This is a genomic window from Rhodococcus jostii RHA1 (assembly GCF_000014565.1).
In the GTDB taxonomy this organism is placed as follows: domain Bacteria; phylum Actinomycetota; class Actinomycetes; order Mycobacteriales; family Mycobacteriaceae; genus Rhodococcus_F; species Rhodococcus_F jostii_A.
The window spans coordinates 427,846-446,889 of record NC_008268.1 but is presented as its reverse complement, the minus strand read 5'-3'; the positions used below and the strand labels follow the sequence as shown (position 1 = coordinate 446,889).

The 19,044-nt window shown below is 64.4% G+C and carries 17 protein-coding genes; 8 read left to right on the top strand and 9 right to left on the bottom strand.

From position 1 onward, the window contains the following. Positions 1–166: 166 nt before the first annotated feature. Together RHA1_RS01855 and RHA1_RS01850 are read left to right on the top strand one after the other, a co-directional pair. On the top strand, positions 167–991 hold the full coding sequence (locus RHA1_RS01855; protein ID WP_011593647.1) for a mycofactocin-coupled SDR family oxidoreductase: 825 nt from the start codon (positions 167–169) through the stop codon (positions 989–991). A 19-nt stretch (positions 992–1,010) separates the two neighbouring features. Continuing rightward, positions 1,011–2,510 carry an aldehyde dehydrogenase gene (locus RHA1_RS01850; RefSeq protein WP_011593646.1) on the top strand — a complete coding sequence of 500 codons (1,500 nt, stop codon included), beginning with the start codon at positions 1,011–1,013 and terminating at the stop codon, positions 2,508–2,510. A 102-nt stretch (positions 2,511–2,612) separates the two neighbouring features. Here RHA1_RS01850 and RHA1_RS01845 read toward each other — a convergent pair whose 3' ends face one another. The 3 genes from RHA1_RS01845 to RHA1_RS01835 form a co-directional block, all read right to left on the bottom strand. Further along, positions 2,613–3,284, bottom strand: a complete 672-nt coding sequence (locus RHA1_RS01845) for a TetR family transcriptional regulator (protein ID WP_011593645.1) — start codon at positions 3,282–3,284, stop codon at positions 2,613–2,615. A gap of 85 nt (positions 3,285–3,369) precedes the next feature. Then, positions 3,370–4,233, bottom strand: coding sequence for an alpha/beta fold hydrolase (locus RHA1_RS01840; protein ID WP_011593644.1), 864 nt, complete (start codon positions 4,231–4,233; stop codon positions 3,370–3,372). Between the two features lie 27 nt (positions 4,234–4,260). Then, the gene (locus RHA1_RS01835; RefSeq protein WP_011593643.1) at positions 4,261–5,052 is read right to left on the bottom strand and encodes an SDR family NAD(P)-dependent oxidoreductase; all 792 of its coding nucleotides are present in this window, start codon (positions 5,050–5,052) and stop codon (positions 4,261–4,263) included. Between the two features lie 107 nt (positions 5,053–5,159). Between RHA1_RS01835 and RHA1_RS01830 the strand changes: the two genes are divergently transcribed. The 5 genes from RHA1_RS01830 (at position 5,160) to RHA1_RS01810 (ending at position 11,551) form a co-directional block, all read left to right on the top strand. Then, positions 5,160–6,122: a PDR/VanB family oxidoreductase gene (locus RHA1_RS01830; RefSeq protein ID WP_011593642.1), complete on the top strand. Its 963-nt coding sequence runs from the start codon at positions 5,160–5,162 to the stop codon at positions 6,120–6,122. 24 nt (positions 6,123–6,146) lie between these two features. After that, a complete protein-coding gene (locus RHA1_RS01825; protein WP_011593641.1) occupies positions 6,147–7,580 on the top strand; it encodes an MFS transporter in 1,434 nt (477 codons plus the stop codon). A 192-nt stretch (positions 7,581–7,772) separates the two neighbouring features. Further along, entirely contained in the window at positions 7,773–9,290 is a 1,518-nt protein-coding gene (locus RHA1_RS01820; RefSeq protein WP_011593640.1) for a class I adenylate-forming enzyme family protein, read from the top strand. A 34-nt stretch (positions 9,291–9,324) separates the two neighbouring features. Further along, positions 9,325–10,167: an enoyl-CoA hydratase-related protein gene (locus RHA1_RS01815; RefSeq protein ID WP_011593639.1), complete on the top strand. Its 843-nt coding sequence runs from the start codon at positions 9,325–9,327 to the stop codon at positions 10,165–10,167. 484 nt (positions 10,168–10,651) lie between these two features. Continuing rightward, positions 10,652–11,551: an alpha/beta fold hydrolase gene (locus RHA1_RS01810; protein WP_011593638.1), complete on the top strand. Its 900-nt coding sequence runs from the start codon at positions 10,652–10,654 to the stop codon at positions 11,549–11,551. Positions 11,552–11,789: 238 nt separating this feature from the next. Here RHA1_RS01810 and RHA1_RS01805 read toward each other — a convergent pair whose 3' ends face one another. Then, on the bottom strand, positions 11,790–11,945 hold the full coding sequence (locus RHA1_RS01805) for a hypothetical protein (protein ID WP_237726828.1): 156 nt from the start codon (positions 11,943–11,945) through the stop codon (positions 11,790–11,792). Positions 11,946–12,859: 914 nt separating this feature from the next. On the opposite strand from RHA1_RS01805, the gene RHA1_RS51470 reads away from it, so the two are divergent. Further along, positions 12,860–13,030 (top strand): hypothetical protein, encoded by a 171-nt coding sequence (locus RHA1_RS51470; protein ID WP_016881035.1) that lies wholly within the window; start codon positions 12,860–12,862, stop codon positions 13,028–13,030. A 105-nt stretch (positions 13,031–13,135) separates the two neighbouring features. Here RHA1_RS51470 and zigA read toward each other — a convergent pair whose 3' ends face one another. The 5 genes from zigA to oxdA all read right to left on the bottom strand — a co-directional run bounded on the left by zigA (position 13,136) and on the right by oxdA (position 18,467). After that, on the bottom strand, positions 13,136–14,362 hold the full coding sequence (zigA, locus tag RHA1_RS01795) for a zinc metallochaperone GTPase ZigA (protein WP_011593635.1): 1,227 nt from the start codon (positions 14,360–14,362) through the stop codon (positions 13,136–13,138). 112 nt (positions 14,363–14,474) lie between these two features. Further along, entirely contained in the window at positions 14,475–15,113 is a 639-nt protein-coding gene (gene nthB / locus RHA1_RS01790) for a nitrile hydratase subunit beta (RefSeq protein WP_009472917.1), read from the bottom strand. A 25-nt stretch (positions 15,114–15,138) separates the two neighbouring features. Beyond that, positions 15,139–15,762 carry a nitrile hydratase subunit alpha gene (gene nthA, locus RHA1_RS01785; RefSeq protein WP_009472916.1) on the bottom strand — a complete coding sequence of 208 codons (624 nt, stop codon included), beginning with the start codon at positions 15,760–15,762 and terminating at the stop codon, positions 15,139–15,141. Between the two features lie 72 nt (positions 15,763–15,834). Next, the gene (locus RHA1_RS01780; RefSeq protein ID WP_011593634.1) at positions 15,835–17,394 is read right to left on the bottom strand and encodes an amidase; all 1,560 of its coding nucleotides are present in this window, start codon (positions 17,392–17,394) and stop codon (positions 15,835–15,837) included. Beyond that, on the bottom strand, positions 17,394–18,467 hold the full coding sequence (gene oxdA, locus RHA1_RS01775; protein WP_011593633.1) for an aliphatic aldoxime dehydratase: 1,074 nt from the start codon (positions 18,465–18,467) through the stop codon (positions 17,394–17,396). The genes RHA1_RS01780 and oxdA overlap by 1 nt, the downstream gene beginning before the upstream one ends. Between the last annotated feature and the right edge of the window lie 577 nt (positions 18,468–19,044).

The following is a 19,044-nucleotide window of genomic DNA, read 5'->3' as shown; positions in this document are numbered from 1 at the left end:
TGATACGAAAAACGATTCTTGTTCGGTGTTGACCTAATGGTTGTAGGCAACTACGGTCTGTGTTGTGGCTCACAGATCGTGTGCCGATTTCATTTCGATCATTCGATCACCCCGCACGTTGCCTCTGCGCACCCTAGGCGGAACCTGTACTCGGAGAGGACTATCCATGGGACGACTCGATGGCAAGGTCGCATTCATCACCGGCGCGGCGCGTGGTCAGGGCAGGTCGCATGCCGTCCGGCTCGCGGAGGAAGGTGCGTCCATCATCGCGGTGGACATTTGCGACCAGATTCCGACCGTGTTCTACCCGATGGCGACCTCCGACGATCTCGCAGAAACCGAACGCCTCGTGAAGGAGGCCGGAGGCGCCATCGTTGCGTTGGTTGGCGACGTCCGCAAGCTCGAAGACGTCCAAGCTGCGTACGACGCGGGTATCGCACAGTTCGGCAAGGTGGACATCGTACTGCCGAACGCCGGCATCATGCCCGTCATCGGACCGGGCGAGCAGCGGCAGGCCTGGCACGACGCGATCGACACCATGCTCACCGGTGTGTGGCACGTGCTCGACGTGACCGTGCCGAATCTCGTCGAACGGGGTGAGGGTGGCTCGATCATCATCACCAGCTCGGCCGCCGGCCTGACGAGCATCGGTCTCAACACCTTGCCTGGCCAAGCCGGGTACAGCGCGGCCAAGCACGGTGTCGTCGGCCTCATGCGGCTGTATGCGAAACAACTCGCGCCCCACAGCATCCGGGTCAACACCGTGCATCCGACAGGTGTGAACACTCCGATGGTCGCGAACGCCGAGTACGGCGAGTTCGTCAACGCCCACCCAGAGGTCGCCGCCGACGAGTCGTACAAGAACCCGATGCCCGTCGAGCTGATCGAGGCCGTCGACATCAGCAACGCGATCGTGTACCTCGCTTCCGACGAGGCCCGCTACGTCACCGGTGTCACATTCCCCGTCGATGCCGGCTACAACATCCGTTGAGAGCGAAGGAGCTTCACTGATGACCACGACCGAAACCGCAACCGGTACGACGACCCCGTCGATCGCCGATCGCGACCAGATCTTCCTCGGCGGCCGTTGGGTCGATTCGACCGGTGACGAATGGGTCGATGTCGTCGACTCGTTCACCGAAGAGAAGGTCGCACGTGTCCGCACCGCGACCGTCGAAGACGTCACGAAGGCGGTTGCCGCTGCGCGTGAGTCGTTCGACAGGGGTGAATGGGCGTCACGCACCATGGCCGATCGAGCGGACGTTCTCGATGCCATCGCGGACCGTCTCGAGCAGCGCGTGGACGAACTGACGCCGATCGGCGTGATCGAGGTCGGTGTGCCGGTCAGCGTCAGCCGCCCGACCCAGCAGATGACCGGCGGCCTGTTCCGGGCCGTTGCCGCGGTAGCCCGCGAGTTCGAGGTCAGCGAAGAGCGATCCCGTGCCGACGGTGGCATCTCACGCATCGTCAAGGAACCGACGGGCGTGGTCGCCGCGATCATCCCCTGGAACGGGCCGATCGGCACGATCGCGTTCAAGCTCGCGCCCGCGCTCGCCGCGGGTTGCTCGGTCGTTCTCAAGACCGCACCCGAGGCGCCGATCTCGCCGTCGGTTTTCGCGGATATCATTGCCGAGCTGGTCGCGGAAGGTCGCATTCCCGAGGGTGTAGTGAGCGTGCTGTGTGCCGACCGCGAGGTGTCGGAGTCCCTCGTGACCAACCCGGACGTTGACCACGTCACGTTCACCGGCAGTACCGCCGCGGGCCGGCGCATCATGTCCCTGGCAGGCGAGCGCATCGCACGCGTGTCGCTCGAACTCGGTGGCAAGTCCGCGGCGATCATCCTCGACGACGCAGACATCAATCACGTGCTGCAGACCCTGCCCATGGGTGGCTGCATGCAGTCCGGTCAAGCCTGCATCGCGCTGACCCGCGTGCTCGTCTCGCGCAAACGTCACGACGAGGTGGTCGAGGCACTGAAGGCCGCGTACGGATCTCTACCGATGGGCAACCCGTGGGAGCCGACCAACTTCCTCGGCCCGCTCGCCTCCAAGCGTCAGCAGGACCGCGTGCTCGGCTACATCGACATCGCGAAGGAAGACGGCGCGAAGGTTGTGCTCGGTGGTGGCCGCCCCGAAGGCCTCGATACGGGCTTCTTCGTCGCAGCCACCCTGATCGACGACGTGCAGCCGGATTCACGGATCGCGCAGGAAGAGGTCTTCGGTCCGGTCATCTCGGTGATCACCTACGAAGACGAGGAAGACGCAATCGCGATCGCCAACAACTCGGTGTACGGACTGTCGGGCGCCGTCTATACCGAGGATCTCGACCACGGTTTCGAGGTCGCGCGGCGCATCCGTACCGGGACCATCAGCGTCAACACCGCGACGATGGACTTCACCCTGCCATTCGGTGGTTACAAGCAGTCGGGCGTCGGACGGGAGGGTGGCATCGAAGGTCTCGAAGAGTTCTTCGAGACCAAGACCGTCCACCTGCCTGCTCCTGCCCAGTAGGTCTGCAGACACGGTAGGTCTGCAGAGCTTGGTGCCCCACGGATTCGATCCGTGGGGCACCGGTGCGTCGAGGGAGGTTCGCGCGAGGAACGGCGGACTCGCTCAGTTGGCCGAAACCCTCACGTTGTCGGAGGGCGCGGCATCCGTGATCGCGGTACTTTCGTTGCGCACCACGCCGTGAAGGAAACTGCGAATCATTTCCTCGAACAACTGCCGGGAGGTCATCTCGTTTGCGGCGAGAGCCTTGGACAGCAGGGGCTGCGACTCCGGGTCGACGTTCGGGAAGATCGTGGACTTGGTGCTCGGCTTGCGCATCGCCTCGGTGAGCACCGCGCCGAGCGTCAGGCGCTCCATACCGTCGAGAATCTGGACGTGCAGGTGCGCGGGCACTCCGGACTTCTCGAGAAACCGGGCGGTGTCCTCGTAGGTGCCGATCAGCAGGTCACGGGGCAGATATTGCAGCAGGATCGGCGCGGCGTTGCGGTGTTTGAGGATCGACCGGCGAAGATTCATGCTCAGCGTCACGAAGAATTCGGGCCAGTCCGGGCCGGGCTTGCGTCGCGGTAGGTTTCCGGCGCCGGCGATCTGTCGAGCGACCGCTTCGAGAATCTCCGATTTGTCGGAGAAATGATGGTAGAGCGAGGGTGCACGCACTCCGATGTGTTTAGCCAGGCGTGGCAGGCTGAACGCATCGAGTCCCTCGGAGTCGATGATCTCGATGGACGCTGCCACGGCGGCTGCGCGACTGATCAGAGGTTTCGACGGTCGGGCCATATCTCGCTTTCGGTTCGAGCAGTACGCCGGGCCTGGTCGGAACGGCAGATGGTCAGAATGGTATATGTTCCCGTCGGTCAGGTGGTCATACGGTGAGAACCGCCTCGTCGAGGAACTCCACCAAGCCTCGACTCAAGACGTCGTTGTCGTCGCCGCCCACCATGTGCCCCGCGCCGCCCACATCGATATAGCGCGACCCCGGAATCAGCTCCAGGAGTTCGCGCGCTCCTTCCGGACTGACCACATCGGACTGGGCGCCACGGATGAGTAACGTCGGGACTCTGATCGCCCGCGCCGCGGCGCGGGCACGAATTTCGCGCGCGGCCGCCGCGTCCGCCGAATTCGTCTTATCCGTCAGCATTCGCGGATCCCAATGCCAGTACCAACGACCGTCGTGCTCACGCAGGTTCTTGCGCAAACCCTCCACCCGCGGCGCGCGACTCCGGTGCGGGTTGTAGTCGATCACTGCTCCGAGCGCGTCCTCGAGGCTGTCGAAGCCGGACAAACCGGCGTGCATGAATTCGGTGATCTTGGCGAGACCCTCCGGTTCGGCCTTCGGGGTGATGTCCACCAGGACCAGCGCCCGGGCAATGCCTGGTTCGTCGCCTGATGCGACAAGTGAGGCCATGCCGCCCATGGACGCTCCGACGAGCACCGGGGGTTCACCGAGGTCGGCGACGACTGCGCGAATGTCGCGAGCGTGCGCGTCGGGGCTGTAGTCGCCGTCGGTCGACCACTGGCTGTCGCCGTGGCCGCGTGCGTCGATGCAATACGCGCGCCAACTCTGCTGGGCCAGCCGTATTCCGGTGCGCTGCCACGAGTGCCTGGTTTGCCCGCCGCCGTGGAGCAGCAGGACCGTGCCTTTCGGTTCCCGCCGGGGTTCCCACAGGTCGGCGACCAGTGAAACGCCGTCGCCGCGGAGGGTGGTCACCTTGGTGGAGTACGTCATGGTTGCATGGTCTTTCGTCGTCGGGAATCAGTGTCCGGAAGTGCCGCCGTCGACGGCGAGCGTCGAGCCGGTGATGTAGCCGGAGGCGCGACTGGCGAGGAACACCACAGCTCCGTCGATCTCGCGCTGTGTCGCGGTGCGGCCGAGAGAACTGCCGCGCAGGAACTCGTCGAGCGTATCCGACGACATCTCGGAGATCAGGTCGGTCTCCACAAATCCTGGCGCGATCGCATTGACGCGGATGCCCTTTCGCTTCGACCACTGATTCGACAGGTCGCGGGTCAGGCCGATCATGCCCGCTTTACTGGCAGCGTATGCAGCTTGGGGAAGTGCCGATTTGATGAGGCCGAGCATGCTCGCGACATTGACGATGGTCGAGCCCGGGCCCATCACGCGTCCACACGCTTGCGCTGCCCAATAGCTGCCCATGAGGTTCACGTCGAGGACTGCGCGGAAGTCTTCGGGACGCTCGCGCGTCGCAGGCGCGGAGCTGGTGACTCCGGCGTTGTTGATCAGGATGTCGAGGCGGCCGAACTCGGCGACAGCGGCCTGGGCGAGCGCGTCACACTGCTCGGGCACAGTGACGTCGGTAGGTACGACCAGGCAGCGGCGACCGGTGGCCTCTACTGTCACCGCGACGGCTTCGAGGTTCTCGCGCCGGCGCGCGGCGATCACCACGTCGGCACCTGCCTCGGCGAGCGCGCGGGCGAATCCGGCGCCCAGGCCGCTGCCGGCGCCGGTCACGACAGCGACGGATCCGTCGAGTCTGAACAGGTCGAGGACCGATTCGCTCTGGTCCGGCGATGAGGTTTGGGTCATGGCGATCTCCTGTGCGCGTCGTGGGTGCCGGTGGCCGGGCTTGCGCCTCGTAAACCTAACTGCTTAAGATTATAGGGCACGTGAAGTCTATGGGAACGAGAGCGCCGATGAACGGAAGCACCAACACCGACCAACGCAAAATGCGAGTGATCGGCAAAGACGTGCTTGCTCACGGTGTCATGGCAGTTCGACTCGCGGATCCCGATGGCGGCGCCGTCCCGGCGTGGGAGCCCGGAGCGCATATCGACGTCATCATCGACAGGTCGACGGTGCGGCAGTACTCGCTGTGTGGCGACGCATCCGACACCACCTCCTTGGCGATCGCGGTGCTCCGCGAAGAGGACGGACGCGGTGGATCGCGCTGGGTGCACGACTCGCTGCAAGTCGGAGACCTGATCGCGATCGCAGGCCCGCGCAACAATTTCACCCTCGAACCCGCGCAGTCCTACCTCTTCGTCGCCGGCGGTATCGGAATTACGCCCCTGTTGCCGATGCTCCGTTCGGCCGAGGCTGCCAGCGCCGACTGGCGCCTGCTGTACGGCGGCCGAATACGCACCAGCATGGCTTTTGCCGAAGAGCTGGTCGCTCGGTACCCCGGCCGAATCGAGCTGCGACCCCAGGACGAATACGGGATCCTCGACCTTTCCGCTGCCCTCGACGCCGTCCCCGACGGCACCGCGGTGTACTGCTGCGGACCGGAGCCGCTCCTGCAGGCGATCGAAAACGAATGCCTCGCGCATCCGAACCTGAGTCTGTACGTCGAGCGGTTCGCTGCCAAGGAGCGGCCGGCCAACGCAGTCGACAGATCGTTCGCGGTCGAACTCCGGCGTGCGGGCAGGACCATCACCGTCGACGCGAACGAAAGCCTGCTGGACGCCGTACTCCGGTCCGATGTCGACGCCCCCTTCTCGTGCCGTGAGGGTACGTGCGGGACGTGCGAAACCCGAGTCCTGGAGGGCGTTCCCGAGCATCGGGACTCGATCCTCACCGAAGACGAACAGGCCGAGAACGACTGCATGATGATCTGTGTATCGCGAAGCTGCACAGCGAAACTCGTGCTCGATCTCTGACCGGCATCGCAACGAGGAGATGCCGTGACCCAGGCACCTGATAGGGCCCACCTCGCCGCCCCCGAGTCGGCATGTAGATCGGCGCTGCTGGTCCCGGCGCTCTGCTTCGTCGTGATGATCACGTCGATGATGCAGACCGCCGTGGTACCGCTCCTGCCGGTAATTGCGGTGCAGCTCGACGTGGGCACGGACGCTGTCGGTTGGACAGTGACAGCGAATCTCCTTGCAGCCGCAGTGTGTACACCGCTGCTGGGTCACCTCGCCGATCGGCATGGTCCGCGGAGGGTGATGCTCGCCGTGCTGGGCGCGGTACTGATCGGCTCGGTGCTGTGTGTCGCGTGGAATGGGTTGCCGGCACTCATCGCCGGTCGAGTTCTGCAGGGTATGTCGTACGCGTTGTTCCCCGTCGGGGTCGCGGTAGTGCGGGGCGCACTGGGGCCGCACCGTGTCCCGATGGCGCTCGGCGTCATGTCCGGGGCGTTGAGTGTCGGCGGTGGTGTGGGAATGATCGCGGCCGGACTGATGTACACCGAGGGGTCCGACTATCGACGTGTCTTCTGGATGCTGTTGATACTCACGACGACAGCAATGGTCGTCGGGTGGCGCGTTATTCCGCGTACCCCGGGGTCGGGACCGCGCGGCGGCTTCGACTTCTGGGGTGCGATCGGGCTCGCGATCGGCCTGCCCGGACTGCTGTTGGCATTGACGCAAGGTGGAACGTGGGGATGGCTGTCGGTGCGGACCATCGGTTGCACCGTCACCGGCGCGCTCGTGCTTGCCGGCTGGTACCGGCACGAACGGAGGGCCACTGCACCGCTGGTGGCTCCGGCACTTCTGACGGCGCGGTTGGTGGCTCCGGCGCATGTCGCAGCCTTCCTGGTGGGAGTCGCGATGTTCGTGCAGTTCCTGGCCATCGCAACGTTCGTGCAGATCTCCCGAGGGGAAGCGGGATACGGCTTCGATGCGTCGGTACTCGAGACCAGTCTGGTGTACCTGCTGCCCGGACAGCTTGCCGGTACGGCTGCGGCGGCCGTCAGTGGACTCGTAGTCCGACGGTTCCCCGCCCACACGGTGCTGACCGCAGCATGCGCCGTCGGTGTGTGCGGATTCGTGATGCTGATATTTGCGCATGACTACACGTGGCAGGTGATTACGGCGGTTGCGGTGATCAATGTCTTCGTCATAGTCGCCTACGGTGCGTTGCCGTCGATGCTCATCGGCAGCAGTCCTCCGGGGAGCACAGGGGCGGTGAACGGCATCAACGCGATCGCCCGGACATTCGGAAGTTCACTGGCCAGTGCCTTGGTTGCGGTGTTGCTCGCGACCATCACGATCCCGGGCACCTCGACGCCCACAGAACAGGCGTACATCGTGGTGTTCACAGTCGGGGGAGCGGCCGCATGCGCGGCGGGGCTCGTTGCTGTCACAGCGCGCCGTGTTGCAAAATACAAGACTTGATTGACGTCTCAAATTGGACCATATAGCGTGGATCGCACGGCGTACGAGCCAGGCTTCCCTGGTCCGATCCGCGCTGAAAACATCTGTCGTCAAATGCGATTCGGCCCGCGCCCTGTGTCATGCACCCCACATGCCCGGTAGGACCCGGTAGAACGACATCGCACATGCGCGACTCACGAAAGGTAAGGACGAATGGCTGCCACCGTCGGCTCGGCATTGCATTGGTGGGCGAAGACCAAGGGAGAGCAGGACGCGCTCACCGTGGCGGGTGAAACCCTCACATACCGCGAACTCCAGGACTGGTCCAGTCGTATCGCCCGGAAGATCGTGGACCTCGAAATCCAACCGGGTCAACGAGTCGGCGTGCTAGGCCCGAATTCGCTGACGTGGCCGGTGATCGCACTGGGCGTCCTCAAGGCCGGCGGCGTACTGATCCCGCTCAACCCACGGTTCAAGCCGGCGGAGCTCCGCAAGGTTGTCGACGACGCCGGCGCCGTCCTGGTCGTCATGCCAAACGAGTTCGCGCAGACGGTCGACGCGGCGCGCGAACTGGGTCGCACCTTCGACACGCTCTCATTCGACGAGCTCGCGCCCCTACGCGCGGGAGAACAGGACGACTTCCGCATCGATCTCGAACCCGACGAACCGACCGCCCTCCTCTTCACGAGTGGCTCCACCGGAATGTCCAAGGGTGTGATCTGCACGAACCGGACGTTGCTCAATATCGTCTTCGAGGCGTCACTCACCGAGGAAGGCTTCCGGCCCGGGTCCACATCACTGCTGGTGTTGCCATTGGTTTTCACCCCCGGCCTGGTATGGGGGCTGGTCATGACAACGGTGCTCGGCGGAAAGCTGATCATCGAGAAGGAGTTCGATCCGGGCCGCGCGGCTCAGCTTCTCGGCGAACACCATGTCCAGGCCATCTTCGGTGTGCCGTTGATCTTCGAGGCGATCTCGCGTTCACCCGAGTTCGCGGACGCCGACCTGTCCTCCTTGCGCACCGCGATCGTCGGCGGCGCCGCGGTCGCTCCGGCACTGTTGCAGCGCTGGGCGGACAAGGGCGTCGCACTGCGACAGATCTACGGCATGACCGAGGCCGGCGGTGTCGCCACCGCCACCCTCGTCGCCGAAGCCTTCGACCACCCCGACACGTGTGGATACGGCTCGATCTTCACCGAAGTGAAGGTGGTCCGTCCGGACGGCACCGATGCCGCTCCCGGTGAAGAGGGCGAAATCCTCCTGCGCGGTCCGGGCGTCACCCCCGGCTACTGGAACGACGCCGAGTCGACGACGGCAGCCTTGCAGAACAACTGGCTGCACAGCGGCGACCTCGGCACCCTCGACGACGAAGGACGCGTCAAGTTCGTCGACCGGCTCAAAGACCTCATCATCACCGGCGGCATCAATATCTCGCCGGTCGAGATCGAGCGGGTCATCTCGGAGATTCCCGGTGTCGAGGAAGTCGCTGTCATCGCAGCCGCTGACGAGCGCTTCGGCGAAACCCCGGCGGCGATCGTCACGGTGAAGGATGGCGTCGATGCAGCGGCAATCATCGAACACTGCGACCGGCTCGTGGCCGACTACAAGGTTCCGCGCTACGTGGTGATCCGGGACGAGCCGCTGCCGCGGCTCCCCAGTGGCAAGCTCTCGAAGACGGCGATCCGATCCGAATACCGGGACGTGGCTGAACGATTCGACAAGGTCCGCTGAACCGAACCGGCGGGGAACTCAGGAAGGAGTCATCGTGCCGGAAACCGGTACCCACGATGCAATAATACTCGAGCGGCACGGGGAGATCGCGGTTGTGCGATTGAACCGTCCCCACCAGCTCAATGCGTTCACCAACGCAATGTGCTATCGGCTCATCGAAATCTTCGACGAGACCGACGCAGACGACGAGGTCCGTGCGGTAGTCATCACCGGAACGGGACGGGCCTTCTGTGCGGGAGCCGATCTCGCAGCCGGCGGCGACACCTTCGTGCTGGATGACGACCCGGAGACCGGAGGCGCACCGGCCGACACGGGCGGTCAGGTCTCGCTGAGAATCTACCGTTCCCTCAAGCCGGTAATCGCCGCGATCAACGGACCGGCCGCGGGTGTCGGCGTCACCATGACCCTGCCGGCCGATATTCGCATCGCGTCGGAAACCGCGAAGTTCGGGTTCGTGTTCACGCGTCGCGGACTGGTCCCCGAGGCCTGCTCGACCTGGTTCCTTCCGCGGGCCGTCGGTATCTCGACGGCCGTCGAGTGGACAGTGGGTGGCAAGATGGTCTCGGCAGTCGAAGCGCTCGAACGAGGACTCGTCCGTGAACTCGTACCCGCCGATCAAGTGCTCGAGCGGGCACTCGACATCGCGCGGGAACTCGTCTCCGGTACCTCACCGGTGTCGGCAGCTCTGACCCGACAGCTGATGTGGCGGATGCTTGGTGCGTCCGACCCTGAGGTAGCACATCGGGCCGAGTCGATCGGCATCTACGTCCGCGGCACCGCGGACGACGTGCGTGAAGGTGTCGACGCATTTCTCGAGAAGCGCGAGCCGAAGTTCCCGAACCGGGTTACGGATGGATTGCCGAACCTGTTCGAGTAGTGCATCGGTAATCATCAGCCCTCCGGACTTCGACACTGTCCCTCGGCGTAATCGCACGATCCGTTCAGTGATCTCGTCGGGGCTGCCGGCGAAGACCATGCCGCCGTGTGGTGGCGGCTCCACGGGCGCAGCCGCCGCCACCGGATGGGTGGCGGCACCGGTGCCACTTCCTCCTGACGCATGGTCACCTCCACACGATCGTCTGTCTACAGAATCGAAAAGTGGGGTCGTCCCCTCTGCCTCTTCGGGGCATCACGGCAGGAGGGTGAATTCGCGGTGAGCACCGCATCGGGGAGCGCGAGATTGATCTGGCGAGTCGACCCATCGACCGGGGTCGGCCAAACTCAGCGACACCGACGCAGTCGGCTGAACCAGGTTCAACCTGTCTTGATACGACATGCAACGAGTGCCCGGTGAATCATTGTTCACCCCGTAGTGCAACATGATAAAGAATGCTCAGCTCGACAATGTTGGTGAGGAACCCATGGATCCCGTAGTCACACAGTCCGAACTCCGCGGTGCCGGTGTCACGCTCGCTGCCGACCGGTGGGATCCGCCGTCCCAGGAGACCGGCGGATCGGGTGTCGACAGGAAAGGCGTGGTGCTGTTGCTGCACGGCGGCGGGCAGACCCGGCATTCCTGGCGAAACACCGGGCGCAGCCTCGCGGCGGACGGGTGGTCCGCCATCGCGGTGGACGCACGCGGGCATGGGGACAGTCAGTGGGCGCCGGACGGGGACTACGGCATCGATGCACTGGTTGCCGACCTCACGTCGGTCGTCGCGGAGTTGGGGGAGAAGCCGGTGCTCGTCGGTGCCTCGATGGGCGGGATGACGTCGTTGATCGGGCAGGGGGAGAACCCGGAGCTCGCTCGCGGTCTGGTCTTGGTTGATATCGCACCGAAGGTCGAAACCAGCGGCACCGCGGAGATCATGGCGTTCATGCGCAGTGGCCTCGAGGGTTTCGCGAGCCTCGACGAGGCTGCGGCGGCGATCGCGGCGTATACCCCGAACCGGGTGCGTAAGCCCAACCCGGACGGGTTGCGTAAGAACCTGCGTCTGCGTGATGGCCGCTGGTTCTGGCATTGGGATCCGGCGTTCCTGCGCCAGGGCGACGAACCGACTCGTCAGGCGGATTCGATCGTGCGGTACGAACGCGCACGGAAGGCCGCGGCTGCGGTCGCGGTTCCCACGATGCTGGTGCGTGGCAAGGAGTCGAAAGTGGTCAGCGAGGAAGGCGCCAAGGAGCTGCTCGAGCTGATTCCGTCCGCGAAGCTGATCGACGTGACCGGGGCCGGGCATATGGTCGCCGGCGACGACAACGATGTCTTCAGTGGCGGATTGACGGGATTTCTCGACGAAGACATTATCGCAGCGCGTTACTGACGCGGTTGAGGCTCGGTTGCAGCGGCGACCGGATTCGGCTCCGAAACCGGTCGCCGTCCGACCGAGCCCGTCCGTAGGCGATCAGAGTGGGTCATGATCGTCAATGCTGCACTGTCGAAACATTTCTCGAATCCGACGAGCGTCGCGATCGCCGCTCAGGGCAGGATGGGGCGTGGGCGGCCGAACCGCAGCAGACCCTCGGATGGCGACCAAAAAATGAAGCCGCCATGTTCGCGGCTCACAGGTGTGCAAGCATGGGGAACAGGGCGATCGCGGAGACGGTGATCCCCGCGGCGCCGGCAACGACGCCCAGCAGGGCCCGCAACGATGCCGCCTCGTCGTCTGCTACCGCGGACCGCGAGGTGGCGACGGCGCCGCAGATCACCGCGGCCACCCCCAAAGAGGAAGCCGAGTCCGACCACCCAGAACGACGCCACGGACAGCGCCCCGAGGGCGATCGACACGGCGGGCAACCGCGACCCGCGCTGTTTCCGTATCCCGGTGTCGTCGAGGGCGGAACACATGTGGTCGTCGGCACCGGAGCTGTCGGGGACGGCGGCGGTCATGATCCTCCTTCTCACGCTTGACGAGTCGGGTCGACGGGGCACATAGGATTGACGAGACCGGAAGCGTCTTCAAGACTGTTCGGGCACAACGGGAACGGTGTTGTCGAAGCCATTTCGGTGGTCGAGGGTTGCGACTCGGTCGAGGGTTTCCGCTTGTGGCGAAGACCCCAAAAGAAATTTAGCACTCGTATCGTGGGAGTGCTAACTCTTTTTGCTAAGTAATTTCATGTCCCTATGCCGGCCGCTGAAGTGCATCGACCGCCGGACTCCATGGCCGTGGACATTCGCCGAGGTCCGAAGGGCGGACGTTGCTGGCCCGCTTGTCGAGCGAAGGCTCGTTGTTGCCTGGGGGCCGAGGTGGTTCCCGCGATGTCGGTGAGCGCGAATGCTGATCCATGTCGGCACGGCATGGTGGGGCGCATGTTGCGGACCGGCTGAGGGGGTGCAGTATCGGCGAGAGGGCATCCGTGTCGAGTCCGTCCGGCCCGTCTACCGTGCCACGGGCGGTACGCGGTACACATGTGGCACAAAGGGGAGGCGGTGGACATGCTCGTCGACCGTGATCGGCCCCGCGACTCGATCCATGCCTTGTCGGATCCGATCTCGTCGAGCTGCTGGTCGAGGAGTTCTCTCGCCGCCCGGCCCTGCGTCCGGTCCGGGACGATGTGACGGCGCTGCTGTCGATGAGCCCCGCGCTGGCACGTCAGAGGAGCGTGCGGTCGCCAACCCGGCCGCCGCGGCGGTGTCCTGCACGCGGGTCGTCGCGTCCGTGCTGAACTCGATCGTCGAGCAGCACGAGATGCTCGACTCCACCGCCGTCAGCCGTGTCCTGGGGAAGGCGGCCACCAGCCGCAACACCGCCAGCCGGGACGCGGCGCTCCTCGAAACCACCGCGTCCTCACCCCTTCGCTGATCGCGCAGCGATGCGAGGTTGATCTGGCCCGATCACCGGCAGCAGCACGTGGGGGCTATGAAGATTCGCGAGGTGGTTGCGTAGTAACCCGAGGTGGCGTCGGGGTCAGACGGGGTTTGTTCGGGCAACGGTGCTGATGACCTGGTCGGTCTGGCCGTCGCCGAGTGGGTCGGGCCATGCTGTCCAGGTGTCGGGGCCGAGTTCGATCTCGGCGGTGGTCAGCAGACAAGCGTCGAGTCGGTGGCGCAGTGTGTCGGGGTCGATTCCTTGGCCGATGAAGACCAGTTCCTGACGGCAGTCACCAACTGGTTCTTCCCATTTGTCGAGAATTCCCGCACGGCGGTAGTCGTCCTCAGGCCAGTAGGTTTCGGGCAGGAACTTCCACCAACGTCCGACGTAGCCGTGTCGGATCAGGTGGCCGGCCTGGGAAATGCTGCCGATCTCGGTGAATCGGCTTGCATTCCAGTAATAGCCTTTGGCGCGCAGGAGACGCCCGTTGGCCCATTCGCTGGTGAGGAACTGGTGCAGCCGCCCGGGGTGGAAGGGGGCACGTTCACGGTAGACGACGGAACTGATTCCGTATTCCTCGGTCTCGGGGGTGTGTTCCCCCTGGAGTTCTTGGAGCCATCCGGGTGCCTGGGCGGCCTTCTCCAACGAGAACAGGCCGGTGTCCAAGATGGTGTCGAGGGGGATCTGGCCGTGGGACGTCGACTGTATGCGGGCAGTGGGGTTGAGTGAGCGCAGGACTGCGGTCAGTTCGGTCAGGTGATCCGACGTGACGAGGTCGGCTTTGCTGACCAAGATGACATCGGCGAATTCGATCTGATCGACCAGCAGGTCGGAGATGTCGCGTTCGTCGTCGGGTGCGTCGGCCTCGATGCGACCGCCCGTCTGGTAGTCGTGGAGGAAGCTGTGGGCGTCGACGACGGTCACCATGGTGTCCAGGCGGGCGATATCTGCCAGAGCGTGTCCGTCGGTGTCGATGAAGGTGAACGTTTCAGCGACCGGTAGCGGCTCGGAGATGCCGGACGATTCGATCAGGAGGTAGTCGAATCGTCCATCGGCGGCCAATGCACTGATTTCCGCGAGTAGGTCCTCGCGCAGGGTGCAGCAGATACAGCCGTTGGTCATCTCGACGAGTTTCTCTTGTGAGCGGCTCAGTGAGATCTCCCGTTCGACTTCGGCGCTGTCGATGTTGATCTCGCTCATGTCGTTGACGATGACGGCCACCCGCCGTCCCTCCCGGTTGCGCAGGACCTGGTTGAGGAGGGTGGTTTTTCCTGCACCCAGAAATCCTGACAGCACGGTCACGGGAAGTCGTGTGTCGGCCATGTTTGGAGTCCTTCCGAGGGGTCGGGGAGATCCCGGCTATGGGGCGTGGGCGGGTAACGCGCACTCGGGTTGCGTACCCGCCCACGCCGTTGGTGACAGTGCGGGCAGCGGGTCAGGCTGCCGGTTCGAGGTACCCCTCGAACAGGTCGACTACGACGCTGCCGGCGTCGGTGTCGTCTCCGAACAGGTCCTCGGCCGCGAACTCGACGTGGTAGGTCGGTTCCTCCCCGGCGTCAGCGCGGCCGTGGCCGATGGCGTCGGGGAACGGCCATGTCTCGCCGGTGCGGTGGGTGACGGTACCGACCCTGCCGCGGCAGTAGGCGGGCATCCGGATATGACCGGCAACGTATTCGTCGCGGACCCGGACACGCTGCCCGACCTCGAAAGTGATCGTGTCGGTGCGGGCAGGACGTCCCTCCGACTCGGCCGGCCGGGACAGGGGGAACGGGCCCCCGGCGAGGACTTCGAGCTCGTCGTGGGTGAGGATTCCCTTCTCGACCATGAGGGTGGCAACGCCGATGACGTACCTCTCGTAATAGGGCGTCATCATGTAGTGGCGCGGTTCCATCCGTTCGACGACGTGGCGGACCTCGTCGACACTGAATGCACCCAGGTCCGCCGCTCCGAGGAAGAGCAGGCTGTAGGGGAGGTGTTCCCACTCGGCGTGGAAGGTGGGGCCGATGTCGGCGTCGACGGTGTGGGGCACCTTGCCGAATCCTTGAACACCGGCGAGATCGTGTACTCCATCCATGGGGCTATCTCCTTTGGTTGGTGGTTCAGTTGGCCGAGACCTGCGGGACTGCGACCCCGATCAGGCAGTCCTTGGTCACGATCTGCTGCAGTTGTTCTCGGCTCCAGCCTTCGGTGCCGGCCGGCCGTTGGGGGAGCACGATGTAGCGGGTCTCGGCGGTGGTGTCGTACACACGGATCTCGACATTCTCCGGGATGTCGGTTCCCATCTCCGACAGCACTTTTCGAGGTTCACGGACGACGCGGGCACGGTACTCGAAGCTCTTGTACCAGGTCGGCGGCAACCCGAGGATGGGCCACGCGGTGCACGAGCACAGGGAGCATACGATGACGTTCTTGAGGGTGGGGGTGTCTTCGAGCGCCACGATGTATTCGCCCTGCGGTCCCAGATATCCGTACTGGTCCACGGCCGCGGTGCCGTCGGTGAGGAGCAGGTCGCGGAATTCCGGGTCGGTCCAGGCTCGCGCGACGAGTTCGGCGCCGCGTTTCGGGCTGAAATCCTCCTCGAAGGTCTTCTTCCACCCTTCGGTGTAACCCTCTGGGACCAGGCCCTTTCCGTCGAGCGCACGGAACAGGGCCCACGCGCGATCCGACGCCGGCGCTTGAGCTGGTGCCGCGTTGTCTGGTGTGTGTTCGATCGTTGCCGACATTGTTTCCACTTTCTGTAGGGGCTGATACTTGTGAAGTGGTGGTGTGAGTGGCCGGGCGGGACGCGCCTTGTCTCAGGCGAGACTCAGACGTGCACTGGTAGCCGGTTGGCCGGATGCCGTGGGGAAGGCGCCGCGGATCTGTTCGAATGCGTGGCCGGCGCGTAAGACCGTGGCGTCGTCGAATCGCTTCCCGATGACCATCATTCCGACGGGAAGACCGTTCACCAGACCTGCCGGCACTGACAGGGCCGGATGGCCGGTGACATCGAATGGGGCGGTGTTCGCGATCATTCCGAGGGCTTTGGTGACGTAGGTGACTCGGTCCACATCCTGCGCCGGAAGTTCGGAGGCAACGTAGGGCAGAGTCGGCATGACCAGGACGTCGTAGTTCTCCAGCGCCGCATCGTAGGCGGCGCGAGCGCGCGGTACCAGGTTGCGGGCCTTGCCGTAGCTCGATCCGCCCAACGCGGTGACACCGTGATGGCCGCACAAGGCGACGAGTTTGACGGTTTCGGACAGGGCATCAGCGTGCTGGATGCGGTGCTGCGCAAAGTACGCCATCAGTTCGGGGTCGTAGAGGCCGTCTGCGTTGAGGCCGTAGCCGTTGCCGTCGAGCATCTGATAGGCGCCGCCGTCGGTGGCGATCACGTTCCACACGTGGAACGCGTGCAGATGCCACGGAATGCTCACCTCGTCGACCACGCCGCCAGCCTCGGTGAAGCGGTGTGCGGCCGCGCGGACCGCATCATCGACCTCCGGCTGTGAGTTCGCGTGCCCGAATCCCTGACTCACGACGCCGACCCGCAGGCCGTCGGTCCCGGTGTCGAGGGTCGAGACATAGTCATCCACCACGAGGTTGTCCGGTTGGCGGGGATCGTGGCCGTCACGGCCGGCGATCACCGACAGAAGCAGGGCGGCGTCTTCGACCGTGCGGGTAATGGGCCCGAGATGATCGATCGTGCGCTCGATGGGGAAGGCGCCGGTGTAGGGGACCAGCCCGAACGTGGGCTTGTGGCCGACTACGCCGCAGAATGCGGCCGGAATGCGGATCGACCCACCCTGGTCGCCGCCGATCGCGAAATCGACATCGCCGGCCGCGACGAGGGCTGCGCTGCCTCCGGAGGATCCACCGGCCTCGCGGTCAGGGTCCCACGGGTTGCGCACCGGACCGGTGGCCGGGGTGAAGCTCGAACCGGAAAAGCACAGATCCTCACACACCGCCTTGCCCGCCACCGTGGCGCCGGCATCGAGCAGTCGGGTGACCACGGTTGCATCACGGGTGGGAACGAAACCCTCCAGCGATCGCGATCCGTTCATCATGGGCACGCCGGCGACGGTCACGTTGTCTTTGATCGCCACCCGCCGGCCGGTCAGAGGCCCACCCGTCGCGGTCGAGATACTTGTGGTTACATACCATGCGCCCAAGGGATTGTCGCTCGCATCGGGTGTCGCATGATCGCGGGAGGGTGCCGAGAAACTCTCGTCCGCATACAGGTCGTCGACCACATCGTACGAACCGAGCGCGCCGTCGACCAGGCCTGCGAACTCCTGCCGAGTGGCAGCGTCGAGATGTAGGCCGTAACGATTTGCGGCAGAACCGATTGCATCGTCGTTCGGTCGGATGACTGTCATCAGGTGGTGCTCCTCGCGTGCTTGACCGGTTGGGCGTCGCGCATCATGCCGGTCTGGGGGTGGCAGTTGATGTACTCGTACAGCTGGTCGCAGGCGTCGAACACCGAGACCTCGTGATAGAGCCGAAGTTTTGACAGGCCGGCGGCGACGCGGAAGAAGGTGGTGAAGATTCGTAGGTGGGTCGGATGGGATTCTGCCCAGCGCTCGAGTTTGTCGAGCGAACCCCAATGGCCGATGTTGTAGCTCAGATCGAGATAGTTCCCTTCCAGATCGATGTTGCGCACGAACCTGTTGCTGTAGCAGCCCACCGACTCGCCGTTGTCGCGAAGAAAATCCATGCCCTGCTGCAAGGTCGGGAGGATTTCCTCGAGATACAGGGCGCGTTCTTCGGATTCGGCATCCTTCCAATCCTGGCCGGACCGAATCAGCGCGATATTGTCGTGGCCTTGTACCACGACACGGCCACCGGCAGCGGGATTGCCGCTGATCACCCGCAGGTCGCCCGAGGGCTGCATCCAGTCATTCTGGGAGATCGGGAAACGTTCGCGCATCGAACCCCAGTACCCGTGTTCGTTGATCTCGCCGCTGATCCCGTCCATGACAGCGCCGACACCGGGGAGGTGGTCCTGAAAGGCGTAGAGCGTTTCGAATTGCTCGGCACGTGGGGCAACGATCTCGCGGAAGTAGCCAAGTCCCTCGGACAGTCGTTCATCTGATGCCCACCAGTCGGCGACGGCAGAGCCTTGAATCCAACGAGTGTGGGCAGCAAGGTCTTTCCAGTATCCTACGACAATCAGATTCTCGTAGCCCTGATTGTCCGCATGATGGGTCAGGTCGTGGTGCAACGGGCCGTCGTCGAGATCGAAGCCGGCAACGATGTCGCGCATGGCCGCAAGCGCGGCCGGGCGTTGCTCGTCGCCGCGGAACTGCACGCCGAGATACGCCATGACCACCTGCTGTAGGCGTTCGTCAGCACGTCCCACCCACATGGGGAAAGGGGGTTGGTAGTCGTCGGGCACACGCCGAGTCAGGCTCCGCGGGCAAGTGAGATGGTCGCCGATTGCAGATTCCATGAAGACTCCTCATTCATGAGTTGGGGCTTGCCGAGAACGTTCGGCAACTCGGTTGGTAGTCGAAGCTACCGTGTTGTCCCGGTGTGGATTTGACTGCGAGCGACAGGTAGTTCGACGATCAGCGACGCTCGGCGCAAGAACTTGTGGTCACTGCCGGGAGAGCTGTGGCGCCGAAATCCTCGGCGTACACGCGCTCGTCGTGTGTACCCGCCATATGCGCGTGGAGTGCCATCGACCGTCGGTAGGCTCGTGCCGCCGCGATTCTGTTGACACCGCCCCTCAGGTCGGCCGGCCAACGGTGGGGGCGAATCAGCATTCGGAGAAGTGCAATGACAGCGTCGAGCAGCAGGACAGGCATGCTACGTCGCTCCGCGAAGAGCGATTACTCGGTGGGGGTCCACAGAGCGGCGAACGGCGGCGACTTCCATAGTTTGTCCTTCTGTGTACATCGACGATCCGCTAGCGGCCGGGACGAGGAATCGTCAATCGGACCAGGAGGTCCCGTGAGCCATCCGGGTCTTTCCGGCGTACTCGAACCGTAGGAGCTTCCGAGGCGTGATGTTTGACGCTCAGCGAC